An 18,959-nucleotide genomic window follows, 5' to 3' on the forward strand; every position below is an offset into this window, starting at 1 on the left:
CCTTTAACACAGCCTAAAAGTTAAAAAACGAATAAGTTGTTTATGTAAATAAGAATTCACATAGCACTTGAAAGCGCTTTTCATCTGTTAAAGTTTAAGTTATTTTAATCTTTCAATAAATAGGCAAAATGCACAAAAGAATAAGAGAGTTATTATGCAAGTTGTTTACAATGTTTAAATACTATAAAAATCCCCTTACGCTACAAACGTAAGAGGATAACTTTAAGCAAATATATAAAATCTAATTCTAAGTTTATTGAACTGAATAACTAAACAGCTTTTCTAATTTTCGCGTGATTTCATCCTTGTCAGCTTCTACAACTTCCAGGTACTGTGGTTTATCAAACAGTTGATTGATTTCCTCAGGGAACGTTTGATCAATGTCACAACGCTCAATCGATTCATTAAATTTTGCCGGATGAGCAGTGGCAAGTGTAACGCAAACTTCACCCGATGCATTACATGTTTCATAAGCAGCCACACCACAAGCAGTATGCGGGTCTAATAAATAGCTGGTTTCATCATAGTATTTGCTGATTGTTTGCAAGCATTCTTCCCCTTCAACCCCATATGCAGCAAAATCCTTTTTAACCTGCTCTAAAAGATCCTCGCTTACAACGATTTTACCTTCTGTCTTGAATGTTTCCATCAATTCAGTAACGGCATTTGGATTTTCATCCAGCAAATAATATAAATAACGTTCAAAGTTGCTGGCTACCTGAATATCCATCGAAGGACTGTAGGTGCTTCGGAATTCACCAGGCATGTACAACCCATCATGGATAAAACCTTCTAAGATATTATTCTCATTCGTTGCTACGATAAGTTTACCTACAGGAAGTCCCATTTTCTTTGCAAGATAACCTGCAAAGATATCCCCGAAGTTTCCAGTCGGTACGCTAAAGTTAACACTCTTTACGTCTTTCTCTTTTTTCACTTGGAAATAGGCATAGAAATAATAAACGGTTTGAGCCAAAATCCGAACAAAGTTAATAGAATTAATCGCTCGAAGATGGTACTTGTTTTTAAAGTCAACATCTGCAAACAATTCCTTGATGATTCTCTGACCATCATCAAACGTTCCTTCAATGGCTAAATTCAAGACACTTTGATCATTAACTGTCGTCATTTGTAATTCTTGCACCTTACTTACTTTACCATGTGGATGCAAAATACAAATGCGAATGCCTTCTTTTCCCCTAACACCCTCAATGGCAGAAGCACCAGTATCACCAGATGTAGCTCCAAGAATATGAATCGTTTCACCGGTCTTCTTTGACACGTAGGAATATAAATTCCCTAAGAATTGCAGGGCAATATCTTTAAAAGCAAAGGTTGGACCATGAAACAGTTCAAGCACATACATATTATTTTTCAATTTTTGAACAGGAGTCACCTCCGGATGACGGAAGGTTGCATAACTTTTCTCAATTAATGCCTTTAGCTCGTTATCTGGAATTTCACCATCAACATAATAGGAAAAAATTTCGTAAGCTAATTCCTGATAAGTGAGTTTAGACATTGCCTCTAACTTCTCCGCTGGGATTTGTGGGATTTTCTCTGGTACCAGAAGTCCCCCATCATTTGCAAGACCCATTAAGACTGTATCGATAAATCCGATTTTATTTACGTTTCCTCGTGTGCTAACAAAGTTCATAATCTGCCTCCAAATAAGAATTTATAGTATTACCANNAAGGTTTCAAAAGTGATTTTCATTTAAATAACGTTAGTTTTTTAATTTTCCGAATATTCCTCTGGTATAATCGTATTAAACTCGGTTACTCCATAATAATGGCAAATAAAAACTCCATTTGATAATTGTGAAATAATAATTATAAATTACATTTTAATATATAAATGAACAGCAAGTCTATACAATGTTTTTAGAATTTTCATTTTTATCATGAACAAATAAAGGTACACCTTTTGAAATACCCATTAATTCAAAAAAAATCCCCTTGAAAAGACGTGATTCATCCAAGGAAGTTCATGGACCTTTACACTATCTACTTAAGGGGGAAAATCAATTATTCAATTTTATTGCCAAGTTTATAAATCAAATCGATAGCATTTTGGAGAATTATCATTGTTCACGAATTCTCTTGTAAGATCTCTTTTAAAACCAAACCATTCATAGAGGCGAATGGCTTTGGCCATTTCATTACCTGTGAATAAATAAACAGATTTTGCTTCGATTTCTTTTGCATAATTTACACATGCTTTTAATAGTTCTATTGCTATCCCGCGTCCCCTTGCTTTTGGGTGAACAGCGAGCAATCGGATAAATGGATCATAAATAGGAACTTCCATTCTCTTATATGCTTTTTCTGCTGTCTTAAAGAGCTGAACTGTACCTACTATATCTGAACCTTGCTTTGCAACTAAAATTCGATCTACATACGGATTATCAAGTGACGTCTTTATATCCTCCAGATATCCTTTCCAAAACTCAGGATCTGAAAAGGAATGTTCATATTGTTGATAGCTAGCAATCAATAATTCTTGCACATTTCCTTTTTCTTCTTCCACTAATTCCTCTACAATAATATTACTAATAAGATCACTATTCATTCGCTTTTCCTCCTCTCCATTCTGTGTATTAATAACCGCTTTAAACCCACTAACATGGGGTAACCGAAAGTCTTCTTATATGACTGTTACATTCAAACTCTTTTCCCCTATCTCATTCGCCTTTTTGATTGCATTTTCAATCAATTGATTGTTTACATCAAATGATAAACTATCTACATCATCTGAGTTTACTTTTACACGGGTTGCTATTTCGTTTATTTTTTCCCCTAAATTGTTTTCTAAACCTAGCTGTTTTAGAGAGACAGGCAGATTAATTTTTTTAAGCTTTGTAATTAAATCATTTATTTCTGACTGTGGTTTGCCCTCTAAAATAAATTGAGCAATCAATCCAAATATCACTTTCTCTCCATGAAGACTTCCATGTGTTTCTGAAAGGTAGGTCATACTATTATGAATGGAATGTGCTATCGCCGTTTTATGTCTTTCTCCCACTATACTTCCTACTAAACCAGCCAAGGCGATGATCGCATTTATCACTTCCTTAAAGGACCGGTTAACTCGTCCTTCTTTATTGGCGTCAATTGCTTGCAGAGAATTTTCATCAAGAATGGTTAATGCAAGTTTGGCTGAGTTTAAGGAAATTTGCAAAGGGAAATCATAGACCTCATTTTTAACATATGGTACAAATTCATACCACTTCACAATTGTATCTGCAATACCTGCCTGTAAATATCTTACGGGTGCTTCTATAATAATTTTTGGGTCTACTAAAATCAATTTCGGAGATTTATTTAATGAAATAAATTCTGTTACAGCCCCATTTTCGTTATAGACAACGGATAGTGCTGACCAGGCTGCACATGTGGCTGCAATGGTTGGAATGGTTACAACTGGTAGATCAACGTTTTCTGCAACTGCCTTAACTGTGTCTAGTACCCTTCCACCCCCTATTCCAATCACAACACCTGCCTTTGACAGTTTGGTGAGTTCGGTATATTTTTCTATGGCCTGTTTTGTGCAATAGCCTGAAAATAATTCCGTTTGATAGGATATTCCTGCTTCTTCTAAACTTGTAAATAGATTTTGACCTGCTTTTTCTAATGCCTTTTTTCCTCCTATTACAATCGCTGTTTTACTAAGATTTGAGATATATTTTCCTGCTAATGAGATACTATTTTCTTCATTAATATATTTTTCTGGTGTATTAATTGTAAGCATCCTTTTTTCCTCCAAATTAATTCGATTCATATTTGCAAATTAAGAACTAAGTGGTGCTCCCAGTGAATGTTTTATTTATAATAAGTATAATAGGATTCTGCCAATATTTTTATCCCGCGTCTTATTTGCTCTTCATTACAGTAGGAAAAGCAAAGTCTTAGTTGATTGGGACCTTGATTCGTTTCGAAAAAGGACTTTCCTTCCACAATACTTACTCCTCTTTGGAATGCCTCACCGGCAAAATTGGCTGTATCCACTTCTGGGTGGAAACTAAGCCAAAGGAAAAATCCTCCCTCAGGAATATGGAAAGTGACATCTTCACCAAAAAACGCTTCAATACTTTCGATCATGATATCCCTTTTTTGACGATAGGTTAAAATCAATTGTTCTAAATGATCCTCAAAAGAAATTCCTTCTAATAAACTAGCAATTATTTCTTGGGTGAATGGGCTCGTTTGACTTCCTAACATTAATAAGTGAATATTTTGCAAAACCTCATCATTCGCAATGATCCAGCCTAAACGTATACCTGGAGCAATAATTTTTGAAAAGGTTCCCACATAGATGACCCTTTCTTCCGCAAATGAATAAATCGCAGGGGGATAGCTGTTCTTAAAACTCAATTCAGAATAGGCATCATCCTCAAGAATATAAAAGTTGTATTCGTACGCTAATTGGGCCAGTTTTTTTCTTCTTTCCAGGGAAAGACTTACCCCGCTTGGATTGTGGAAATTGGGCATGCAATAAAATAATTTTGGTATCTGCTTATTCAATTGCCTAGCCTCTACAAGAGCCTCCTCTATTAAATCAACCTGAACCCCTTGCTCATCAATCGGAAACGATTTTATCTTAGCACCAGCCATTCGAAATGATTGAAGGGCATTGAAATAAGTTGGCCCCTCCACCCACACTTCATCATCAGGATTAACCAGTACTTTGGCAGCCAAATCAATGGCCTGCATCGCTCCTGCAGTGGTTATAATTTGCTTATGATCCACATAAATGGACCTTATTTTCGATCGATTTCTAATCCATTCTCTTATCTTCCTTGGACCATCCCCACCAGAATAGTGAAGGGCCAGTGACCCATGATTCAATATTGCTTTTGAAGCAGCATGATTTAGTTCCTCTATAGGAAACAAATGAGTGCTAGGATATCCAAATGATAAATGCACATGGAATGGATCCGTAACTGTTGTCCCTCCAATTGAAGGAGAGGAAGGAAGATACTTTGCATATTGATAGTTTTGTAGTTGTTTAGCCATATATCAGTTCTCCTTTATGTAAGAGTCGCTAGATAATTTTTACCTTTACTTTGCAAAAATCTCATTATCAACTAGCTTAGAAACATTAACAGATTTTTGAAGAACCCCCGCCTCTTTAAACGAATCTGCTACCTTTTGGACAGCTTGGATATCACTATCAGTTACTGGACGGAATTTAGCATTTACTTTACTATTAATCTCTCTGGAAACTTCTTCCGGTAATCCAGTTATTTTAGAGTAAAGTTTTACGTATTCTTCCTTATTATCATGCTCCCATTCCCAAGCCTTTTCGAACCGTTTTACTACATCTTTTAAAGCTTCTTTTTTCCCTGGATCTTTAAGTGCTTCCTCTGAAACAGTTAGGAAACCTACCCCGCTGCTTATGCCTTTCCCAGTTCTTAACACCCGTGCTCCATTGTTTACGGCAATGGTCATATACGGATCAAATGTACCCCATACTTCAATTTCACCAGCTTTAAATGCTGCAGCTGCATCTGTTGGCAAAATAAATTTAATCGTAACGTCCTTAGTAGTAAGCCCTTCTTCTTTTAAAGCCTCAATCACCAAATGCTGTGCAATACTTCCTTGAGCAGAAGAAATTACAATGGTCTTCCCTTTTAGATCTTTAACGGTCTTAATTGCAGAATCTTTTTGGACGAGAATACCAAGTGACTCAGTGGAGGAAACATTCGTTGCGATTATTTTTATCGGAACTCCAGAAGCTGCGGCTGTTAAAATAGGAGTATCTCCAGCAGGTGCCGTATCTACTGATCCTGATTTAACTGCTTCAAATAATGGAGCAGCTCCTTGGAAGCTCGCCCATTTTACTTTATATGGCGTTCCCTCTAAAACTTTAGATGCTTCCACTTTAGATTTTGTCAACCCTGCTTGATCACCGAGTACTAGCGTCACCTCTGAAAGGTCTACTTTGCCATTTGCGTCTGCCTCTTTTGTTTTGTCATTGCCACAGCCTGAAATGATGGAAATAATGACTGCAAACAGAATAGGCAAGTACCATCTCCTTTTATTAATTCTGTCCCTTTTGTAGAAAAAATTCATAATCCATGTCCCCCCTTATTTATTTTTATATTTTTCTATTAAACCTAGGATTGAACTTGTTTTAGTGATTGGTACTCTTTTCTCATGACACGGGATAAAACTTTCCCTTCTAGTCTGCCAAAGGCACTGTTTCCCCTTTCACGAGGTCTTGATAATGGAATTTGTAAATCCATTGCAATTTTCCCATCTTCGATTAATACAACACGGTCAGCAAGAGTAATGGCCTCCGCTACATCATGAGTAACTAAAACGGCTGTAAACTGATGGGTTTTCCAAATTTTTTCGATTAATTCTTGCATTTCAATTCTTGTCAAGGCATCTAGTGCCCCAAGCGGTTCGTCTAATAAAAGTAATTTGGGTTTTGTTGCTAATGCTCGTGCAAGCGCTACTCTTTGCCGCTGCCCGCCGGATAAAACGGCTGGCCAATCATTTGCTCGATTTTTTAGACCCACTTGCTCTAAAGCAAGTAAAGACTCCTCCCTCCAATTACCTGTCAGCCCTAAGCTCACTCCAACATTTGCCACTATTTTTTCCCATGGAAGAAGACGGGCATCTTGGAACATAAAACGTGCCAGTTTATTTAGGGAAGATAGACTCTCATTATTTTGGTGGATTTCACCACTACTCGCTTGCTCTAACCCAGCAAGATGCCTTAGTAATGTACTTTTTCCACAACCACTTTGTCCTACAATGGCCACAAACTCCCCAGGAGCTATATCTAAATTAATTCCTTTTAGCACGTCAACGTCTCCAAAAGTTTTTGTTAAATTTTTGATTTCTAACTGTATGCCTCCCTGATTTATATCCATTGCGCTTTCTCCCCTTCTTTTACGACTTGTTATAGGATGGATTCCATTTCAATAATTTAGATTCCAATAATCTTGCAGCTGAGTCTGCCAGTTTTCCAAGGATTGCATAGAGTAGAATGGCCACAATAACAACATCTATTTGCATAAATTCACGGGCGTGCATGGCCATATACCCTATCCCGGAATCAGCGGCAACGGTTTCCGCCACAATTAAAGTTAACCACATGATACCTAAGGCATATCGGACACCCACAAGGACAGATGGAAGAGCTCCTTTAAAAATCACTCTAATCAATAGCTTGCTCCCCGATAGGCCGTAGACCCTACCCATTTCAATGAGTCCCTTGTCTACTGAGATAATTCCATAGTAGGTATTAACGTATATCGGAAAAAACACACCAATAGATACTAAAAAGATCTTTGCCTCCTCCCCAATTCCTAACCATAGGATGACTAGCGGGATTAACGCTAAATGCGGAATATTCCGAAACATTTGAATAGTGGTGTCTACATGCCGATCAGCTATAGGAAAGACCCCATTAACAACACCTAGAATAAGTCCCAGCCCTCCTCCAATTAAAAATCCTGTAAATGCCCGGCTAAAGCTTACCTTAATATGGGTAAATAACTCACCTGTCTCGATAATGCGGAAGGCACTTTCTAATATATCCGTTGGTGCCGGTAAAGTATCTTTGGCTATAAGTCCAATTGATCCAAAAACTTGCCAAAACAAAATTATTAGAGCAGGTAAAATCCATGGTGCGATAAACTTCATATAAGTATTTAAACTCATGTTTCTCATTTATCTTCTCCTCTCTCAAATCCCAGTAAACATATAGGTTTATTGGTATTCATACTATCATTTAAAATCTTGAACTGGCAATAGATTGGCTGATGGAATAATTTTTACTATTGATTAACAAATTCTATTAATGGATGGAAAATCCCCAAACAAAATTTGTCCCTCCAATTAACCGACAAAAAATATTTCTTCTTTGTTTTTCGATAGAAGATTTACTCATAAATCCTCAACAAATAGGAGGAACCATCGCATTTCATAAGAAAGTGACGACGAAAACTCTTCATACTCATACAGGAAGAAAGGATTCTATATTGAATTATACTTTTACAAGGAAAAAAACCTTGGAACAATTCGGAAAGGTTGTGAGTTTATGAGACTTTCAGATGTACAGCCTAAGAAAAACTTCAGCTACATCTTTGTTCAATTTCCAAGAATGAAAATGAATGTCCCTATTCTCTCGAACGGTGAGGGAAAGGCGGTGAAAGAAGATGTGGCTTTATGTGTCCAATTAGACAGTAAGGATAAGGTTAACAAAATATACTTTGTTCGATCACAAAGTATAAAACCATTTGACTTCACTGACGAGGGAATTGGTGCAAAGGCCTCTTATCGTGTCATAAAACCAAAAGAAAACGCTCAAGACTCACATACAAAAGAGGAGTTCGTCACGGTTATTACAAAAGAAGTGGAAATTGTTCAGAAGAAATCGAAATCAGGATTTAACTTCGTCTTACTTTTAAATAAACGCGAAATTGGAATCGTCGCTATGATTGAAGAAGTGGTTTTACAGACAGAGCAAGAATCTTGGCAACAGAAAGAGAAAGCGAAAGACCATGTCGCTGTGAAAACGATCAGTAAGAAATATATGTCTGTCTTTTGTAAAAGGGCCAAAAAGGAGATATTCTCCGGAGGCCGCATTTTTCAGGATAATGTAGTTATGAAGCCAATCCGAATACGATCGGAGGGCTTTAAAAGAAAAGTTAAGATTTTCTCTCCTGCCGCATTAGATTTTATCGGTCCAGGTGATCATAACCAAACACTCGTAACCATGAGGGGGTGTTGAATAGGTTTGTCCATTATGGAATCGACAACTTTATACTGTAATCGAAACAAAAGGATTACAAGGATAATCCGTTTCGATTAAAAAATATTATGGAAAGGATATAAAAAATTGAAGGAACAGGTCTCTCATAAATGAGAACTTGGATAAATAGATCATATTAAAAGACTTAACCAAGAGGGTTAAGTCTTTTTTACTTCCCAATTTCTTTATTCTAATTTCAATTTGAAATAGCGCCAAGTAAGTACGCTTTTTCATTTTTGACTCAGACAACTTTATTGATAACTTCTTTTAATGTTGTAACAATAAATTCTAGATCCTCGTCAGTTGAAGATAATGGTGGTGAAAGCGTAAGAATATTATTAAAGCCAGCTACAGTTGCCCCGTTTTTACCAATAATCAATCCCTTATTCTTACATTCGGCGATGATCTGATCAATTTTTGCTGGCGTCACTGGCTCCTTCGTTTGTTTGTTGTCCACAAGTTCTATTCCTAGCAGCAAACCAAAACTTCGAATGTCACCAACAAGCGGATGATTACTTAGTTCATTTAGTCCTTGTCTTAACTGGCCACCTAAAGCTTGAGCACGCTCTACTAGATTTTCTTTTTCATAGATTTCTATATTTTTTAATGCAACAGAACAAGCAGCAGGGTTACCACCAAACGTGTTTACATGCCGGAAATAACCAAATTCATCTGAACTCATGAACTTTTCGTATAAATCTCGGCGTACAGCAGTGGCAGATAGCGGAAGATAACCGCTAGTAAGCCCCTTCGCCATTGTGACAATATCAGGTTTAAGGTCAAAGTGCATATGACCAAATTTTTTCCCCGTTCGGCCAAAGCCGCAAATCACCTCATCCATTATAAGGAGGACTCCATACTTTTGACAGATTTCCTTTACTTTTTCCATATAAATAGTTTCCGGGACCAGAACACCTCCCCCGGTGATGACTGGTTCCATTATGATCGCAGCAATAGATTCCTTGCCTTCCCAAATGATAGTTTTTTCTATTTCTAACGCACATTGCAGATTAAATTGTTCGACCGTCTGCCCATCTGGACGACGATAACTATCTGGCGGGCTTACGTGAATAAATCCTGGGGCAAGTGGTTCGTAATTAAATTTTCGAACTGCCTGCCCAGTGGCAGCCAATGACCCCATTGAATTCCCATGGTAGGCTCGATAACGTGAAATGAATTTATAACGAGTTGGTTCTCCGTTTTGCTGGTGATATTGACGAGCTATTTTAAACGCAGTCTCATTTGCTTCTGAGCCGCTGTTAGAGAAAAAAATAACATAATCCCCTTCTAACCACTCATTTAATTTCTCTGCTAGCTGGATGGCCGGGAGATGACTTTGTGAAAGGGGGAAATAGGGAAGGCTTTTTAATTGTTCGTACGCTGCCCTGGCTAACTCTTCTCTTCCGTATCCCACGTTTACACACCATAATCCAGACATCGCATCTAAGTATCTTTTACCATTGATGTCCGTAATCCAGGATCCTTTTCCTTCCACTGCAACGGTTGGAGCTGCTTTTTCTTTATATGGAGACATATGATGCCATAGGTATTGCCGGTCTTTTTCTAGTAATTCTTCTGCTTCATTTTTAATCATGGACATTTACTATCGTCCTTCCTGTTTCAAATGTTTAAACTCAGATTGTAATCTTACCCCTTGCTGCCGCTCATCCTACTCATAACGAGCCGTCAACATTTTCTTCCTCGTATAAAATTCGACTCCGTCTGATCCATTTGCATGTAAATCACCATAGAACGAATCTTTATAACCTGAAAATGGGAAGAAGGCCATCGGAGCAGGCACCCCAACATTAACTCCCAGCATCCCTGCATCTATCGTTTCACGGAATTGACGCACGGCTGATGCACTGTCGGTGTACAGGCAGGCACCGTTTGCGAATGACGAAGAATTGGCAACATCAATAGCTTCCGTTAAATCTTTTACTCTAACAATTGAGAGAACCGGTGCAAAAAGTTCCTCCTGCCATATTTTCATATCTTTCGTAACATGATCAAAAATAGTAGGTCCAACGAAGTATCCTGGTCCATTAACGGCTTCATCCTTACGGCCATCTCGCACAAGAGTAGCCCCCTGGGTTATACCGGACTCGATATAATCACCGGTCCGAGTCTTATTCCCTTCCCGGATGACTGGCCCAAGAAAAACACCATCAGTAAGACCATTCCCAATTTTTATTTCATCAGCTAAAACAGATAATCGCTTGACCAATTCGTCGGCAATACTTTCTTCGACTGCTACAACCGCGGCGGCCATACAACGTTCGCCCGCTGAACCAAAGGCTGCGTTAGTAATTTCTCTTGCCGCAAGGTCCAGGTTTGCGTCTTTTAATACGATCGAATGATTTTTTGCACCAGAGAGCGCTTGGACCCGTTTCAGGTTTGCTGTTGCTTTTTTATAAACATATTCGGCAACAGGCTGGGAACCGACAAATGAAATCGCTTTAACATCTTTATGTTCGAGCAGCCCATTGACCACATCATGAGCACCATTGACAATATTAAGGACGCCGTCTGGCAAGCCGGCCTCCGCCATTAATTCTGCCAGGCGCGCCGCAAGAAGCGGTGTCCGTTCTGATGGTTTTAATACAAAGGTATTTCCACATGCAATCGCAATCGGGAACATCCAGCATGGAACCATCATGGGAAAATTGAATGGAGTGATCCCGCCTACCACTCCCAGAGGATAGCGATACATACCGGATTCTATATTCGTAGCGATATCAGGCAGTTGTTTACCCATCATTAATGTCGGTGCACCTGCAGCAAATTCAACACACTCAATTCCACGCTGTACCTCGCCCATTGCTTCCGAAAGAGCCTTCCCATTTTCAATTGTGACAAGCTTGGCAAGTTCATCCCAATTATCAACAAGCAGCTGTTGATACTTAAATAAAATTCTTGCCCGCTTGGGAACAGCTGTCTGGGACCATGTTTTAAATACCTCTTTCGCAACGGCAACGGCATGGTCGACATCCTCTTTTGTTGAAAGCGGGATTTCCGCTATTGTCTGACCAGTTGCTGGATTAACTACAAATTCCGTTTTATCAGATTTTGAGTCAACCCATTCTCCCCCAATGTAGTTCTTTAAATGCTGGATTCCTTGTGTAAAAATTGTCATTCCAATAGTCTCCTTATTTTAATCTAGAATTGCAAATTATCTTCCGCCTTCAAAGTTGACAGTTTTGTTGTTGAATCAATCTCACGGAAAAATACTTACGAGCAGCAGGAGTTAAAAGGTGAAGGGTTTCCGATTCCTTTAAACCATTGCTGTTCTTTTTCTCAAATAAAACATATGCTCCGCTTAAATTTTCCGTAATCGTTTTTATTTGAAACCCTTTTTGAATGTAATAATCAACTAAATCTCGTTCTTTTAGAAACTGTTGATAGTCGGACATTATTCTTTTACTCCTTTCTCGTGTCATAGGAGAAGGGATAAGAATCCCTAATCCTTAACCCGCTTCTCTTGCTCTTAAAATGTTAGAGGACTTTCTTGTTCAGACTTTTTATCAGATCCATACTTCGCACGTTTTAGGAATTGTCCGGCACCTGGTTTTCCAACAAACTGCTTTTCACGGATAACAAATTCACCTCTTGATAAGACGGATACAGGCTCTCCCGTTACTTTGATTCCTTCGAATGCATTATAATCAACAGCCATATGGTGCGCCTCAGCCGTGATGACGCGCTCCACAGTTGGATCAAATATAACAATGTCAGCATCTGCACCAATCGCAATGGTCCCTTTTTTTGGATACAAACCAAATAACTTAGCGGCCTTTGTGGAAGTAATATCGACAAACTGATTAATCGAAATTCTTCCTTTCTTAACCCCCTCGGAGAAAAGAATACTAACACGGTCCTCGATGATGGGTCCTCCGTTCGGAATTTTTGAAAAATCATCTTTTCCAAGGTCCTTTTGACCCACAAAGTCAAAGGAGCATTGATCGGAACCTAAGGTCTGCAATTGACCTGTTTTTAAGGCATTCCATAACTCAGCTTGATTCCATTTCTCACGTAAAGGCGGGGACCAGACATATTTTGCTCCTTCAAAATTCGGCTTTTCTAAGTAGGACTGATCCAAAACCAAATACTGTGGACAAGTTTCGCCCCAAATATCAATCCCTTTGCTTCTCGCTTCGGCAATTTTACGGGCTGCTTCCGCACAAGATACATGGACGACATATAGTTGAGATTTTGCCAGCCCAGTTAATGTGGCGGCTCTGCCCGTTGCCTCCGCTTCCACTTCTGGCGGCCTAGTGAGGGCATGATAAATGGGGTCCGTTTTTCCTTCTTCTACGGCTTTCTTGACTAAATAATCAATCACATCACCATTTTCCGCATGAACCATGACGAGGGCACCAAGGTCTCTCGCAGCAATCAATGTTTTGAAAAGGGTCTCGTCATCAGCTTGGAACTGATTTTTATAAGCCATAAAAACTTTAAGGGAAGTGATACCCTCTTCTTCAATCATTGGAGGCAGCTCGGCTAATTTTTCATTATTCATTTCCACAATTTGAAGGTGGAAACCATAATCAATTACCGCTTTATCTTTGGATTTGGCATGCCAGGTATCGACGGAACTTTTTAGTGTTTTCCCTTTTGTAGTTAAGCAGAAATCAATAATCGTTGTGGTTCCGCCAAAGGCTGCAGCAATCGTACCTGTTTCAAAGTCATCTTTAGTAACCGTTCCGCCAAATGGCATTTCCAGATGGGTGTGCGGGTCAATTCCTCCAGGGAATAGATAACAGCCTTTTGCATCAATCACATCTGCTCCAACGTCGGATAAATTCGCTCCAATTTGAGTAACCACTCCATTTTCAATACACACATCGGCCAGATAGGTATCGGCTGCCGTTACAACGGTTCCGTTTTTAATGATTTTTTTCATACTAACCCTCCCAGTCTCATTTGAAAAATTCAGCTTTTTTATTTTTTTACAATATCGGTTTCGCAAGAAATTGCTCCGAGTGCTGCTTGCCTTTCATTCCATGTCATCGGCGGAAGTTCACTTGGTACTTCAATCATGTCAATTGCGCCTTCCACCGGGCAAACGATGGAACATAAATTACAGCCCACACAGTCCTCTTCCCTTACTTTGAGAATGCTGTTTCCTTGTTCATCTTTCAGCATATCGATACATTGATGTGATGTATCCTCGCAGGAGATATAGCATTTGTTGCAATTAATGCAAACATCTTTATTAATTCTGGCAACAATATTATAGTTCAAATCAAGATTGCCCCAATCAGAATATTTCGGTACGGATTTACCTACTAGTTCCATGACAGAAGCGATGCCTTTTTCATCTAAATAGTTATTTAACCCTTCAATCATATCCTCGACGATTCTAAAACCATGGTGCATGGCAGCGGTACAAACTTGGACACCGGCTGCCCCCATTAACATGAATTCAACAGCATTTTGCCAGTTGGATATTCCACCGATTCCAGAAATAGGGATATTAATCTTTGGGTTTCGGGCACATTCCCCCACCATATGTAAGGCAATAGGTTTAACTGCCGGCCCGCAGTACCCTCCGTGTGCCCCCTTCCCGGCCACATGTGGAATGGTGTTCCAAGTATCGAGATCGACCCCTGCTAAACTATTAATGGTATTAATCATACTAACCGCATCCGCACCACCCCGTACCGCCGCCTCTGCTGTAGCTGTAATATCGGTTATATTTGGTGTGAGTTTTACGATTACCGGAGTCTTAGCTACTTCCTTTACCCAAAATGTTTGTTTTTCCACAAGGGCAGGTACTTGGCCCGATGCAGATCCCATCCCTCTTTCCGCCATTCCATGAGGGCATCCAAAGTTCAATTCAAGTCCGTCAACACCCACCGCTTCTACTTTTTTGACAATCTCATGCCATTTTTCTTGTTTTGGCTCTACCATTAACGAAGCAATGATAGCGTGATTCGGGAAGCGCTTTTTGGTTTCGGCTATTTCTTTAAGGTTCACCTCTAGAGGGCGATCAGTAATTAGTTCGATATTGTTAAATCCAGCTACTCTTTGTCCGTTAAAGCTCACGGCCGCGAATCGTGCTGAGGTATTGATAATCGGCTCCCCCAATGTCTTCCATACGGCACCGCCCCAGCCGGCCTCGAAGGCACGCTGAACTTGATATCCTGAGTTTGTAGGGGGGGCTGACGCTAACCAGAATGGATTCGGTGATTTTATTCCTGCAAGATTAATCCTTAAATCTGCCATAATCCTACCTCCTTTTTTTCTTTACCTCATCGAACCTATGCTGTTTCAACAATGGAAGGGCTTAGTAATTGATGGATAGAATAAGCACTTTCTTTCCCTTGTTGTACGGCTGATACAACCATTGCATCCCCCTGTTGTCCTTTTCCAAAGATGACATCTCCACAGGCAAACACCTTCTGATTCGATGTTTGAAAGGTAGATGGATTAATCTTCACCACACCAGCGTTATGCTCTAACTGAAACTGTTCAATTAGTTCCACATATCTGGATTGACCATTGGCTTTTATAACTGCATCCACTTCAAGGATAAATTCAGTTCCTTTGATCGGAACAGGGCGCCGGCGGCCATCTTCATCTGGTTCCGCCAGCTCCATTTTGATACATTCAATTCCGTTTACATTCCCTTGCTCATCTCCCAAAATCCTTACTGGCGCCGTAAGCCATCGAAATTCGACCCCATCTTGTTTAGCGAATTCATATTCAAATTCGTAAGCAGTCATTTCCTCCCAAGTTCTTCTATAAAGGATTTTGACATTTTCAGCCCCAAGACGGACGGAACTGGTTGCTGCATCGATAGCGGTGTTCCCTGCACCAATTACCGCAACCTTCTTTCCAAGAAGTTGACTGGAAATTGGTTTTGTTTTCGTTTCTCTGACAAATTCGATTGCGTCAAATACCCCTGATAATTCCTCGCCTTTTATCCCCAATTCTGGAACCTTTGACATGCCAATCGCCAGAATAGTAGCATCATAGGTTGTCAAGATTTCTTGTACTGAAATATCTTTGCCAACTCTCGTGTTTGTTCGAATTTCTACATTCAAAGTCTCGATTTGCTTTACTTCCCAGTAGGAGATGTGTAGAGGGAGCCTAAACGGAACGATCCCATATGTGTTTAAACCTCCGGCCTTTTCTTCTGCTTCGAAAATAGTAACTTCATAGCCCAGCAGAGCTAGTTCCCTTGCAGCCGACAGCCCTGCTGGTCCCCCGCCGACAATCGCAACTGTTTTCCCATTTTTCTGTCCAGGGTTAAACAGGGATTGCTCATTATGGATAGCCCAATCCGTCGCATAACGCTGAAGGTTACCGATCATGATGGGTTTGGTAGAATGGTTCAAGACACAGGCGCCCTCACATAATTCCTCCGTTGGACAGACGCGCGCGCAGCTTGCCCCAATGGGATTTGCCGTTAGAATTGTTTTAGCAGATCCTTTTAAATTGCCAGAAGCTATTTTCTTGATGAAGGAAGGGATATCAATCCCGGTTGGGCAAGCTTTAATACATGGTGCATCATAGCAATAAAGACATCGGTTCGATTCCTCGTTGGCTTCCTGCTTTGTTAATCCAGGTTTTATTTCCTGAAATTTCAATCTTATATTCTCAGTTGATATTTTTGAATGATTTTCCGCACTCACTTGCTATCCCTCCTTCATTTGAATAAGCAAACGATTAAAAAGAGAGTACCGTCTCTAGCAGGATATTGACTCCCTTTGCGCAATCTTCCCAGGTAGTAAGCTCTTCTTCACAATGACTCTTTCCATTAATACTTGGAACAAAAATCATTGCAGTTGGTATATAGCTTGCCAAAAATTGGGCGTCATGACCGGCGCCGCTAACCATTCTTTTATATGAGTAGCCTAATGTCTTCGTAGAGTTTTCTAATAAATCGCAAATTTTTTCATCAAATAAAACGGTTGAGCGATCCCACAATTTTTCTATTTGGATGTCACAGCCCTCATGAGCGGAAGTATTTTTCAGATTTACGATAATTTCTTCCACTCGCTTAATCACCAATGGATCTTTATGTCTAGCTTCTAATGAAAATACGACTTTATTGGGAATAACAGTATGAATGTTAGGCAGGACATTCATTCGGCCCATCGTAAAAACTAAATCACTATCAAGGGCACTAAGCTTTAGACGGGCTTCAGTGATCAAGTTATTGGCAGCAAAGAGAGCATCCTTTCTCATGTCCATTGGAGTGGTACCCGCATGGTCGGATTCCCCTGTAACTTGAATTTCATAACAAACCATACCAACGACGCATTCCACTACACCGATGGATAGGGACTCCTTTTCTAAAATCGGCCCTTGTTCTATATGTAATTCCAAGAACGCTGCTGCTTCTTTTAAACGTGATTCCTCTTTACCAGCGTAGCCGATGGAATGCAATGCTTCTTCAAAAGTAATTCCATTGATATCCTTTTTCTTGATCATCGAGGCTTTATCGAATTTACCTGACAATACGCCTGATGCCATCATCGATGGTTCGAATCTAGCTCCCTCTTCATTTGTAATATTGGCGATTACGAGAGGAACACGAGGCTGAATTTTATTTTCCACTAATGCTCGGGCAACTTCTAAACCAGCTACTACGCCTAACACCCCATCAAACCGTCCACCTTTTTTAACGGAGTCTAAATGTGAACCGATCACAAGCGGCGGCTTATCTTCAATTCCTGCTAATGTCGCATAAATATTCCCCATATCATCAATCTCCACCAACATCCCTAACGCTTTACAGCAAGAGCAAAAATAATCTCTTGCTAAGCGATCCTCTTTTGAAAGAGCTAAACGGGTTACACCATTGTTTTCTGTGCGTCCGAAATTGGCAAATTCTTCAAGCGTGGCCTGTAATCGTTCGCCGCTGATTATAATTTTTTGTTGTTCCATAATCTATTTTCTGCCCCTTTCATTTCTTTCTGATGTAATCGAAAACACTTTTACTAATTCTTAAGCAGCTGATTCCTTCTAATTGCTTTGCTCTAGTAAAACCAAATGTCTTTATTTAAAATCCTAGATTGATTATCTTCCTTACATGGACATTATTCCATTATATGGTAAGATAATCTGACAGATAATTTAGGATAACGTTACTATTTACTACATAGTTCCTCTAGGGGTCCATAAATTCTTTATAACATTGATTAACAAACTGCTTCCTTTCTTCGAAATTTATGTAAACGGATACATTTTAGAACAAAAAAACTGACCCCTTTTCGTTGGTCGATGGGATCAGGTCTTTTGATGTCTCGAGACATATTCATTTTTAGTAACCCAGAATCGCCAAGGATAGTCCTTGGCTTCACCGGAGTTGTTGATTCCAATCCTTTTTCCCGTTGAAATGCTATCAGGGCAGATACCTTTGGTAATATATAATGGAGGAGAAGTCAGGGAACAGCCATAGTCCTCCATTGTAATTCCCATTGATTTTGTCAGTTTTCCTGGGCCATTCGTTAGTTTTGTTAGTTCGTCAATGCCTCTTCTCATTTTCATTAACCCTATACCGTACATAGGTTCAAGAGCGCGGACCAACACGGCTTCTGGTTTTTCTTCACCGCCGCTAACTACATTGAAAAGGCAATGGGTATGCATTACGTAGGTATAGGCAAGACCTGAACGCTGGAACATTACTTCGGTTCTTTTCGTACGCCTGTTGTGATAGCTGTGTGCTGCCCTGTCATCAGGCCCCATGTATGCCTCTGTTTCCACAATATAACCTGCCGCTATACCCTCCTTCGTTTCTTTTATTAGAAGGCAGCCGAGTAATCCTTTTGCCAATTCAAGAGTGGGCTGTTCATAAAACTCCTGAGATAATGGTTTGATGTCCTTTAAAAAATCTGCTATGTGTATTCACTCCATTGAAATAATTTGTTCAATTGTAAGATTGCTATTTACTTTAGATTGGCTTATCTTTTTCTGTTATAAACCATCCGCCAGATTTTCTTTCTATATTAAAAATCTCTTCATCAAATTGTTTTCTCAAAACTTTATATTCTTCATTTTCAATTTTAACCATGGCTACTTTTATTTTCTTAACGGCTATTTCCGGCTTCTGGACCTCAAAAATAAGGTTATGCATAATAAAGAAAGTTTTCTGGCGTTTCATTCTCTCCACTTCCTTCCCCTACTTTTCTTTTATATATAATTTGTCAGATATGAATAATATCCTTGTTAAATA

General features: G+C 39.5%; 17 protein-coding genes. 1 reads left to right on the forward strand and 16 read right to left on the reverse strand.

The genetic code is table 11. The features are described from left to right. Nucleotides 1-253 precede the first annotated feature (253 nt). The 7 genes from thrC to V7266_RS07355 form a co-directional block, all read right to left on the reverse strand. Complete coding sequence (thrC, locus tag V7266_RS07325) at nucleotides 254-1,657, reverse strand: threonine synthase (RefSeq protein ID WP_335467096.1); 1,404 nt, start codon at nucleotides 1,655-1,657, stop codon at nucleotides 254-256. A gap of 393 nt (nucleotides 1,658-2,050) precedes the next feature. Continuing rightward, on the reverse strand, nucleotides 2,051-2,572 hold the full coding sequence (locus tag V7266_RS07330) for a GNAT family N-acetyltransferase (RefSeq protein WP_335467098.1): 522 nt from the start codon (nucleotides 2,570-2,572) through the stop codon (nucleotides 2,051-2,053). Between the two features lie 75 nt (nucleotides 2,573-2,647). Further along, entirely contained in the window at nucleotides 2,648-3,751 is a 1,104-nt protein-coding gene (locus tag V7266_RS07335) for an iron-containing alcohol dehydrogenase family protein (RefSeq protein WP_335467100.1), read from the reverse strand. A gap of 71 nt (nucleotides 3,752-3,822) precedes the next feature. Next, nucleotides 3,823-5,016, reverse strand: a complete 1,194-nt coding sequence (locus V7266_RS07340; RefSeq protein WP_335467102.1) for a PLP-dependent aminotransferase family protein — start codon at nucleotides 5,014-5,016, stop codon at nucleotides 3,823-3,825. A 45-nt stretch (nucleotides 5,017-5,061) separates the two neighbouring features. After that, a complete protein-coding gene (locus V7266_RS07345) occupies nucleotides 5,062-6,075 on the reverse strand; it encodes an ABC transporter substrate-binding protein (RefSeq protein WP_335467104.1) in 1,014 nt (337 codons plus the stop codon). Between the two features lie 44 nt (nucleotides 6,076-6,119). After that, complete coding sequence (locus V7266_RS07350; protein ID WP_335467106.1) at nucleotides 6,120-6,884, reverse strand: ATP-binding cassette domain-containing protein; 765 nt, start codon at nucleotides 6,882-6,884, stop codon at nucleotides 6,120-6,122. Nucleotides 6,885-6,903: 19 nt separating this feature from the next. Further along, nucleotides 6,904-7,677, reverse strand: coding sequence for an ABC transporter permease subunit (locus V7266_RS07355; RefSeq protein ID WP_420491346.1), 774 nt, complete (start codon nucleotides 7,675-7,677; stop codon nucleotides 6,904-6,906). 379 nt (nucleotides 7,678-8,056) lie between these two features. On the opposite strand from V7266_RS07355, the gene V7266_RS07360 reads away from it, so the two are divergent. Beyond that, complete coding sequence (locus tag V7266_RS07360; protein WP_335467110.1) at nucleotides 8,057-8,749, forward strand: hypothetical protein; 693 nt, start codon at nucleotides 8,057-8,059, stop codon at nucleotides 8,747-8,749. Between the two features lie 262 nt (nucleotides 8,750-9,011). On the opposite strand, the gene V7266_RS07365 is transcribed toward V7266_RS07360, so the two are convergent. From V7266_RS07365 to V7266_RS07405, 9 genes are all read right to left on the reverse strand, one after another. Further along, a complete protein-coding gene (locus tag V7266_RS07365; protein WP_335467112.1) occupies nucleotides 9,012-10,370 on the reverse strand; it encodes an aspartate aminotransferase family protein in 1,359 nt (452 codons plus the stop codon). A 69-nt stretch (nucleotides 10,371-10,439) separates the two neighbouring features. Further along, nucleotides 10,440-11,906, reverse strand: coding sequence for a CoA-acylating methylmalonate-semialdehyde dehydrogenase (locus V7266_RS07370; protein ID WP_335467114.1), 1,467 nt, complete (start codon nucleotides 11,904-11,906; stop codon nucleotides 10,440-10,442). Nucleotides 11,907-11,955: 49 nt separating this feature from the next. Further along, entirely contained in the window at nucleotides 11,956-12,183 is a 228-nt protein-coding gene (locus V7266_RS07375) for a hypothetical protein (RefSeq protein WP_335467115.1), read from the reverse strand. A 74-nt stretch (nucleotides 12,184-12,257) separates the two neighbouring features. After that, the gene (gene hydA, locus V7266_RS07380) at nucleotides 12,258-13,676 is read right to left on the reverse strand and encodes a dihydropyrimidinase (RefSeq protein ID WP_335467117.1); all 1,419 of its coding nucleotides are present in this window, start codon (nucleotides 13,674-13,676) and stop codon (nucleotides 12,258-12,260) included. Nucleotides 13,677-13,714: 38 nt separating this feature from the next. Continuing rightward, nucleotides 13,715-15,001, reverse strand: coding sequence for an NAD-dependent dihydropyrimidine dehydrogenase subunit PreA (gene preA, locus V7266_RS07385; protein WP_335467118.1), 1,287 nt, complete (start codon nucleotides 14,999-15,001; stop codon nucleotides 13,715-13,717). Nucleotides 15,002-15,036: 35 nt separating this feature from the next. After that, the gene (locus V7266_RS07390; protein WP_335467120.1) at nucleotides 15,037-16,413 is read right to left on the reverse strand and encodes an NAD(P)-dependent oxidoreductase; all 1,377 of its coding nucleotides are present in this window, start codon (nucleotides 16,411-16,413) and stop codon (nucleotides 15,037-15,039) included. A gap of 34 nt (nucleotides 16,414-16,447) precedes the next feature. Then, entirely contained in the window at nucleotides 16,448-17,671 is a 1,224-nt protein-coding gene (locus V7266_RS07395) for a Zn-dependent hydrolase (RefSeq protein WP_335467122.1), read from the reverse strand. 342 nt (nucleotides 17,672-18,013) lie between these two features. Next, nucleotides 18,014-18,604 carry a DNA-3-methyladenine glycosylase gene (locus V7266_RS07400; protein WP_335467126.1) on the reverse strand — a complete coding sequence of 197 codons (591 nt, stop codon included), beginning with the start codon at nucleotides 18,602-18,604 and terminating at the stop codon, nucleotides 18,014-18,016. A 73-nt stretch (nucleotides 18,605-18,677) separates the two neighbouring features. Beyond that, nucleotides 18,678-18,887 carry a hypothetical protein gene (locus tag V7266_RS07405; RefSeq protein ID WP_335467124.1) on the reverse strand — a complete coding sequence of 70 codons (210 nt, stop codon included), beginning with the start codon at nucleotides 18,885-18,887 and terminating at the stop codon, nucleotides 18,678-18,680. Nucleotides 18,888-18,959: the final 72 nt, after the last annotated feature.

The organism is Neobacillus drentensis (genome assembly GCF_036965645.1).
Lineage (GTDB): Bacteria > Bacillota > Bacilli > Bacillales > Cytobacillaceae > Neobacillus > Neobacillus drentensis_D.

Excerpts from the sequence above, each read along its gene's own strand:
- V7266_RS07330 (WP_335467098.1), bottom strand. The coding sequence starts at position 2,572 with ATGAATAGTGATCTTATTAGTAATATTATTGTAGAGGAATTAGTGGAA.
- V7266_RS07375 (WP_335467115.1), bottom strand. The coding sequence starts at position 12,183 with ATGTCCGACTATCAACAGTTTCTAAAAGAACGAGATTTAGTTGATTAT.
- V7266_RS07350 (WP_335467106.1), bottom strand. The coding sequence starts at position 6,884 with ATGGATATAAATCAGGGAGGCATACAGTTAGAAATCAAAAATTTAACA.
- V7266_RS07365 (WP_335467112.1), bottom strand. The coding sequence starts at position 10,370 with ATGTCCATGATTAAAAATGAAGCAGAAGAATTACTAGAAAAAGACCGG.
- V7266_RS07345 (WP_335467104.1), bottom strand. The coding sequence starts at position 6,075 with ATGAATTTTTTCTACAAAAGGGACAGAATTAATAAAAGGAGATGGTAC.
- V7266_RS07405 (WP_335467124.1), bottom strand. The coding sequence starts at position 18,887 with ATGAAACGCCAGAAAACTTTCTTTATTATGCATAACCTTATTTTTGAG.
- thrC (WP_335467096.1), bottom strand. The coding sequence starts at position 1,657 with ATGAACTTTGTTAGCACACGAGGAAACGTAAATAAAATCGGATTTATC.
- V7266_RS07340 (WP_335467102.1), bottom strand. The coding sequence starts at position 5,016 with ATGGCTAAACAACTACAAAACTATCAATATGCAAAGTATCTTCCTTCC.
- V7266_RS07335 (WP_335467100.1), bottom strand. The coding sequence starts at position 3,751 with ATGCTTACAATTAATACACCAGAAAAATATATTAATGAAGAAAATAGT.
- V7266_RS07370 (WP_335467114.1), bottom strand. The coding sequence starts at position 11,906 with ATGACAATTTTTACACAAGGAATCCAGCATTTAAAGAACTACATTGGG.
- V7266_RS07395 (WP_335467122.1), bottom strand. The coding sequence starts at position 17,671 with ATGGAACAACAAAAAATTATAATCAGCGGCGAACGATTACAGGCCACG.
- hydA (WP_335467117.1), bottom strand. The coding sequence starts at position 13,676 with ATGAAAAAAATCATTAAAAACGGAACCGTTGTAACGGCAGCCGATACC.
- V7266_RS07355 (WP_420491346.1), bottom strand. The coding sequence starts at position 7,677 with ATGAGTTTAAATACTTATATGAAGTTTATCGCACCATGGATTTTACCT.
- preA (WP_335467118.1), bottom strand. The coding sequence starts at position 15,001 with ATGGCAGATTTAAGGATTAATCTTGCAGGAATAAAATCACCGAATCCA.
- V7266_RS07360 (WP_335467110.1), top strand. The coding sequence starts at position 8,057 with ATGAGACTTTCAGATGTACAGCCTAAGAAAAACTTCAGCTACATCTTT.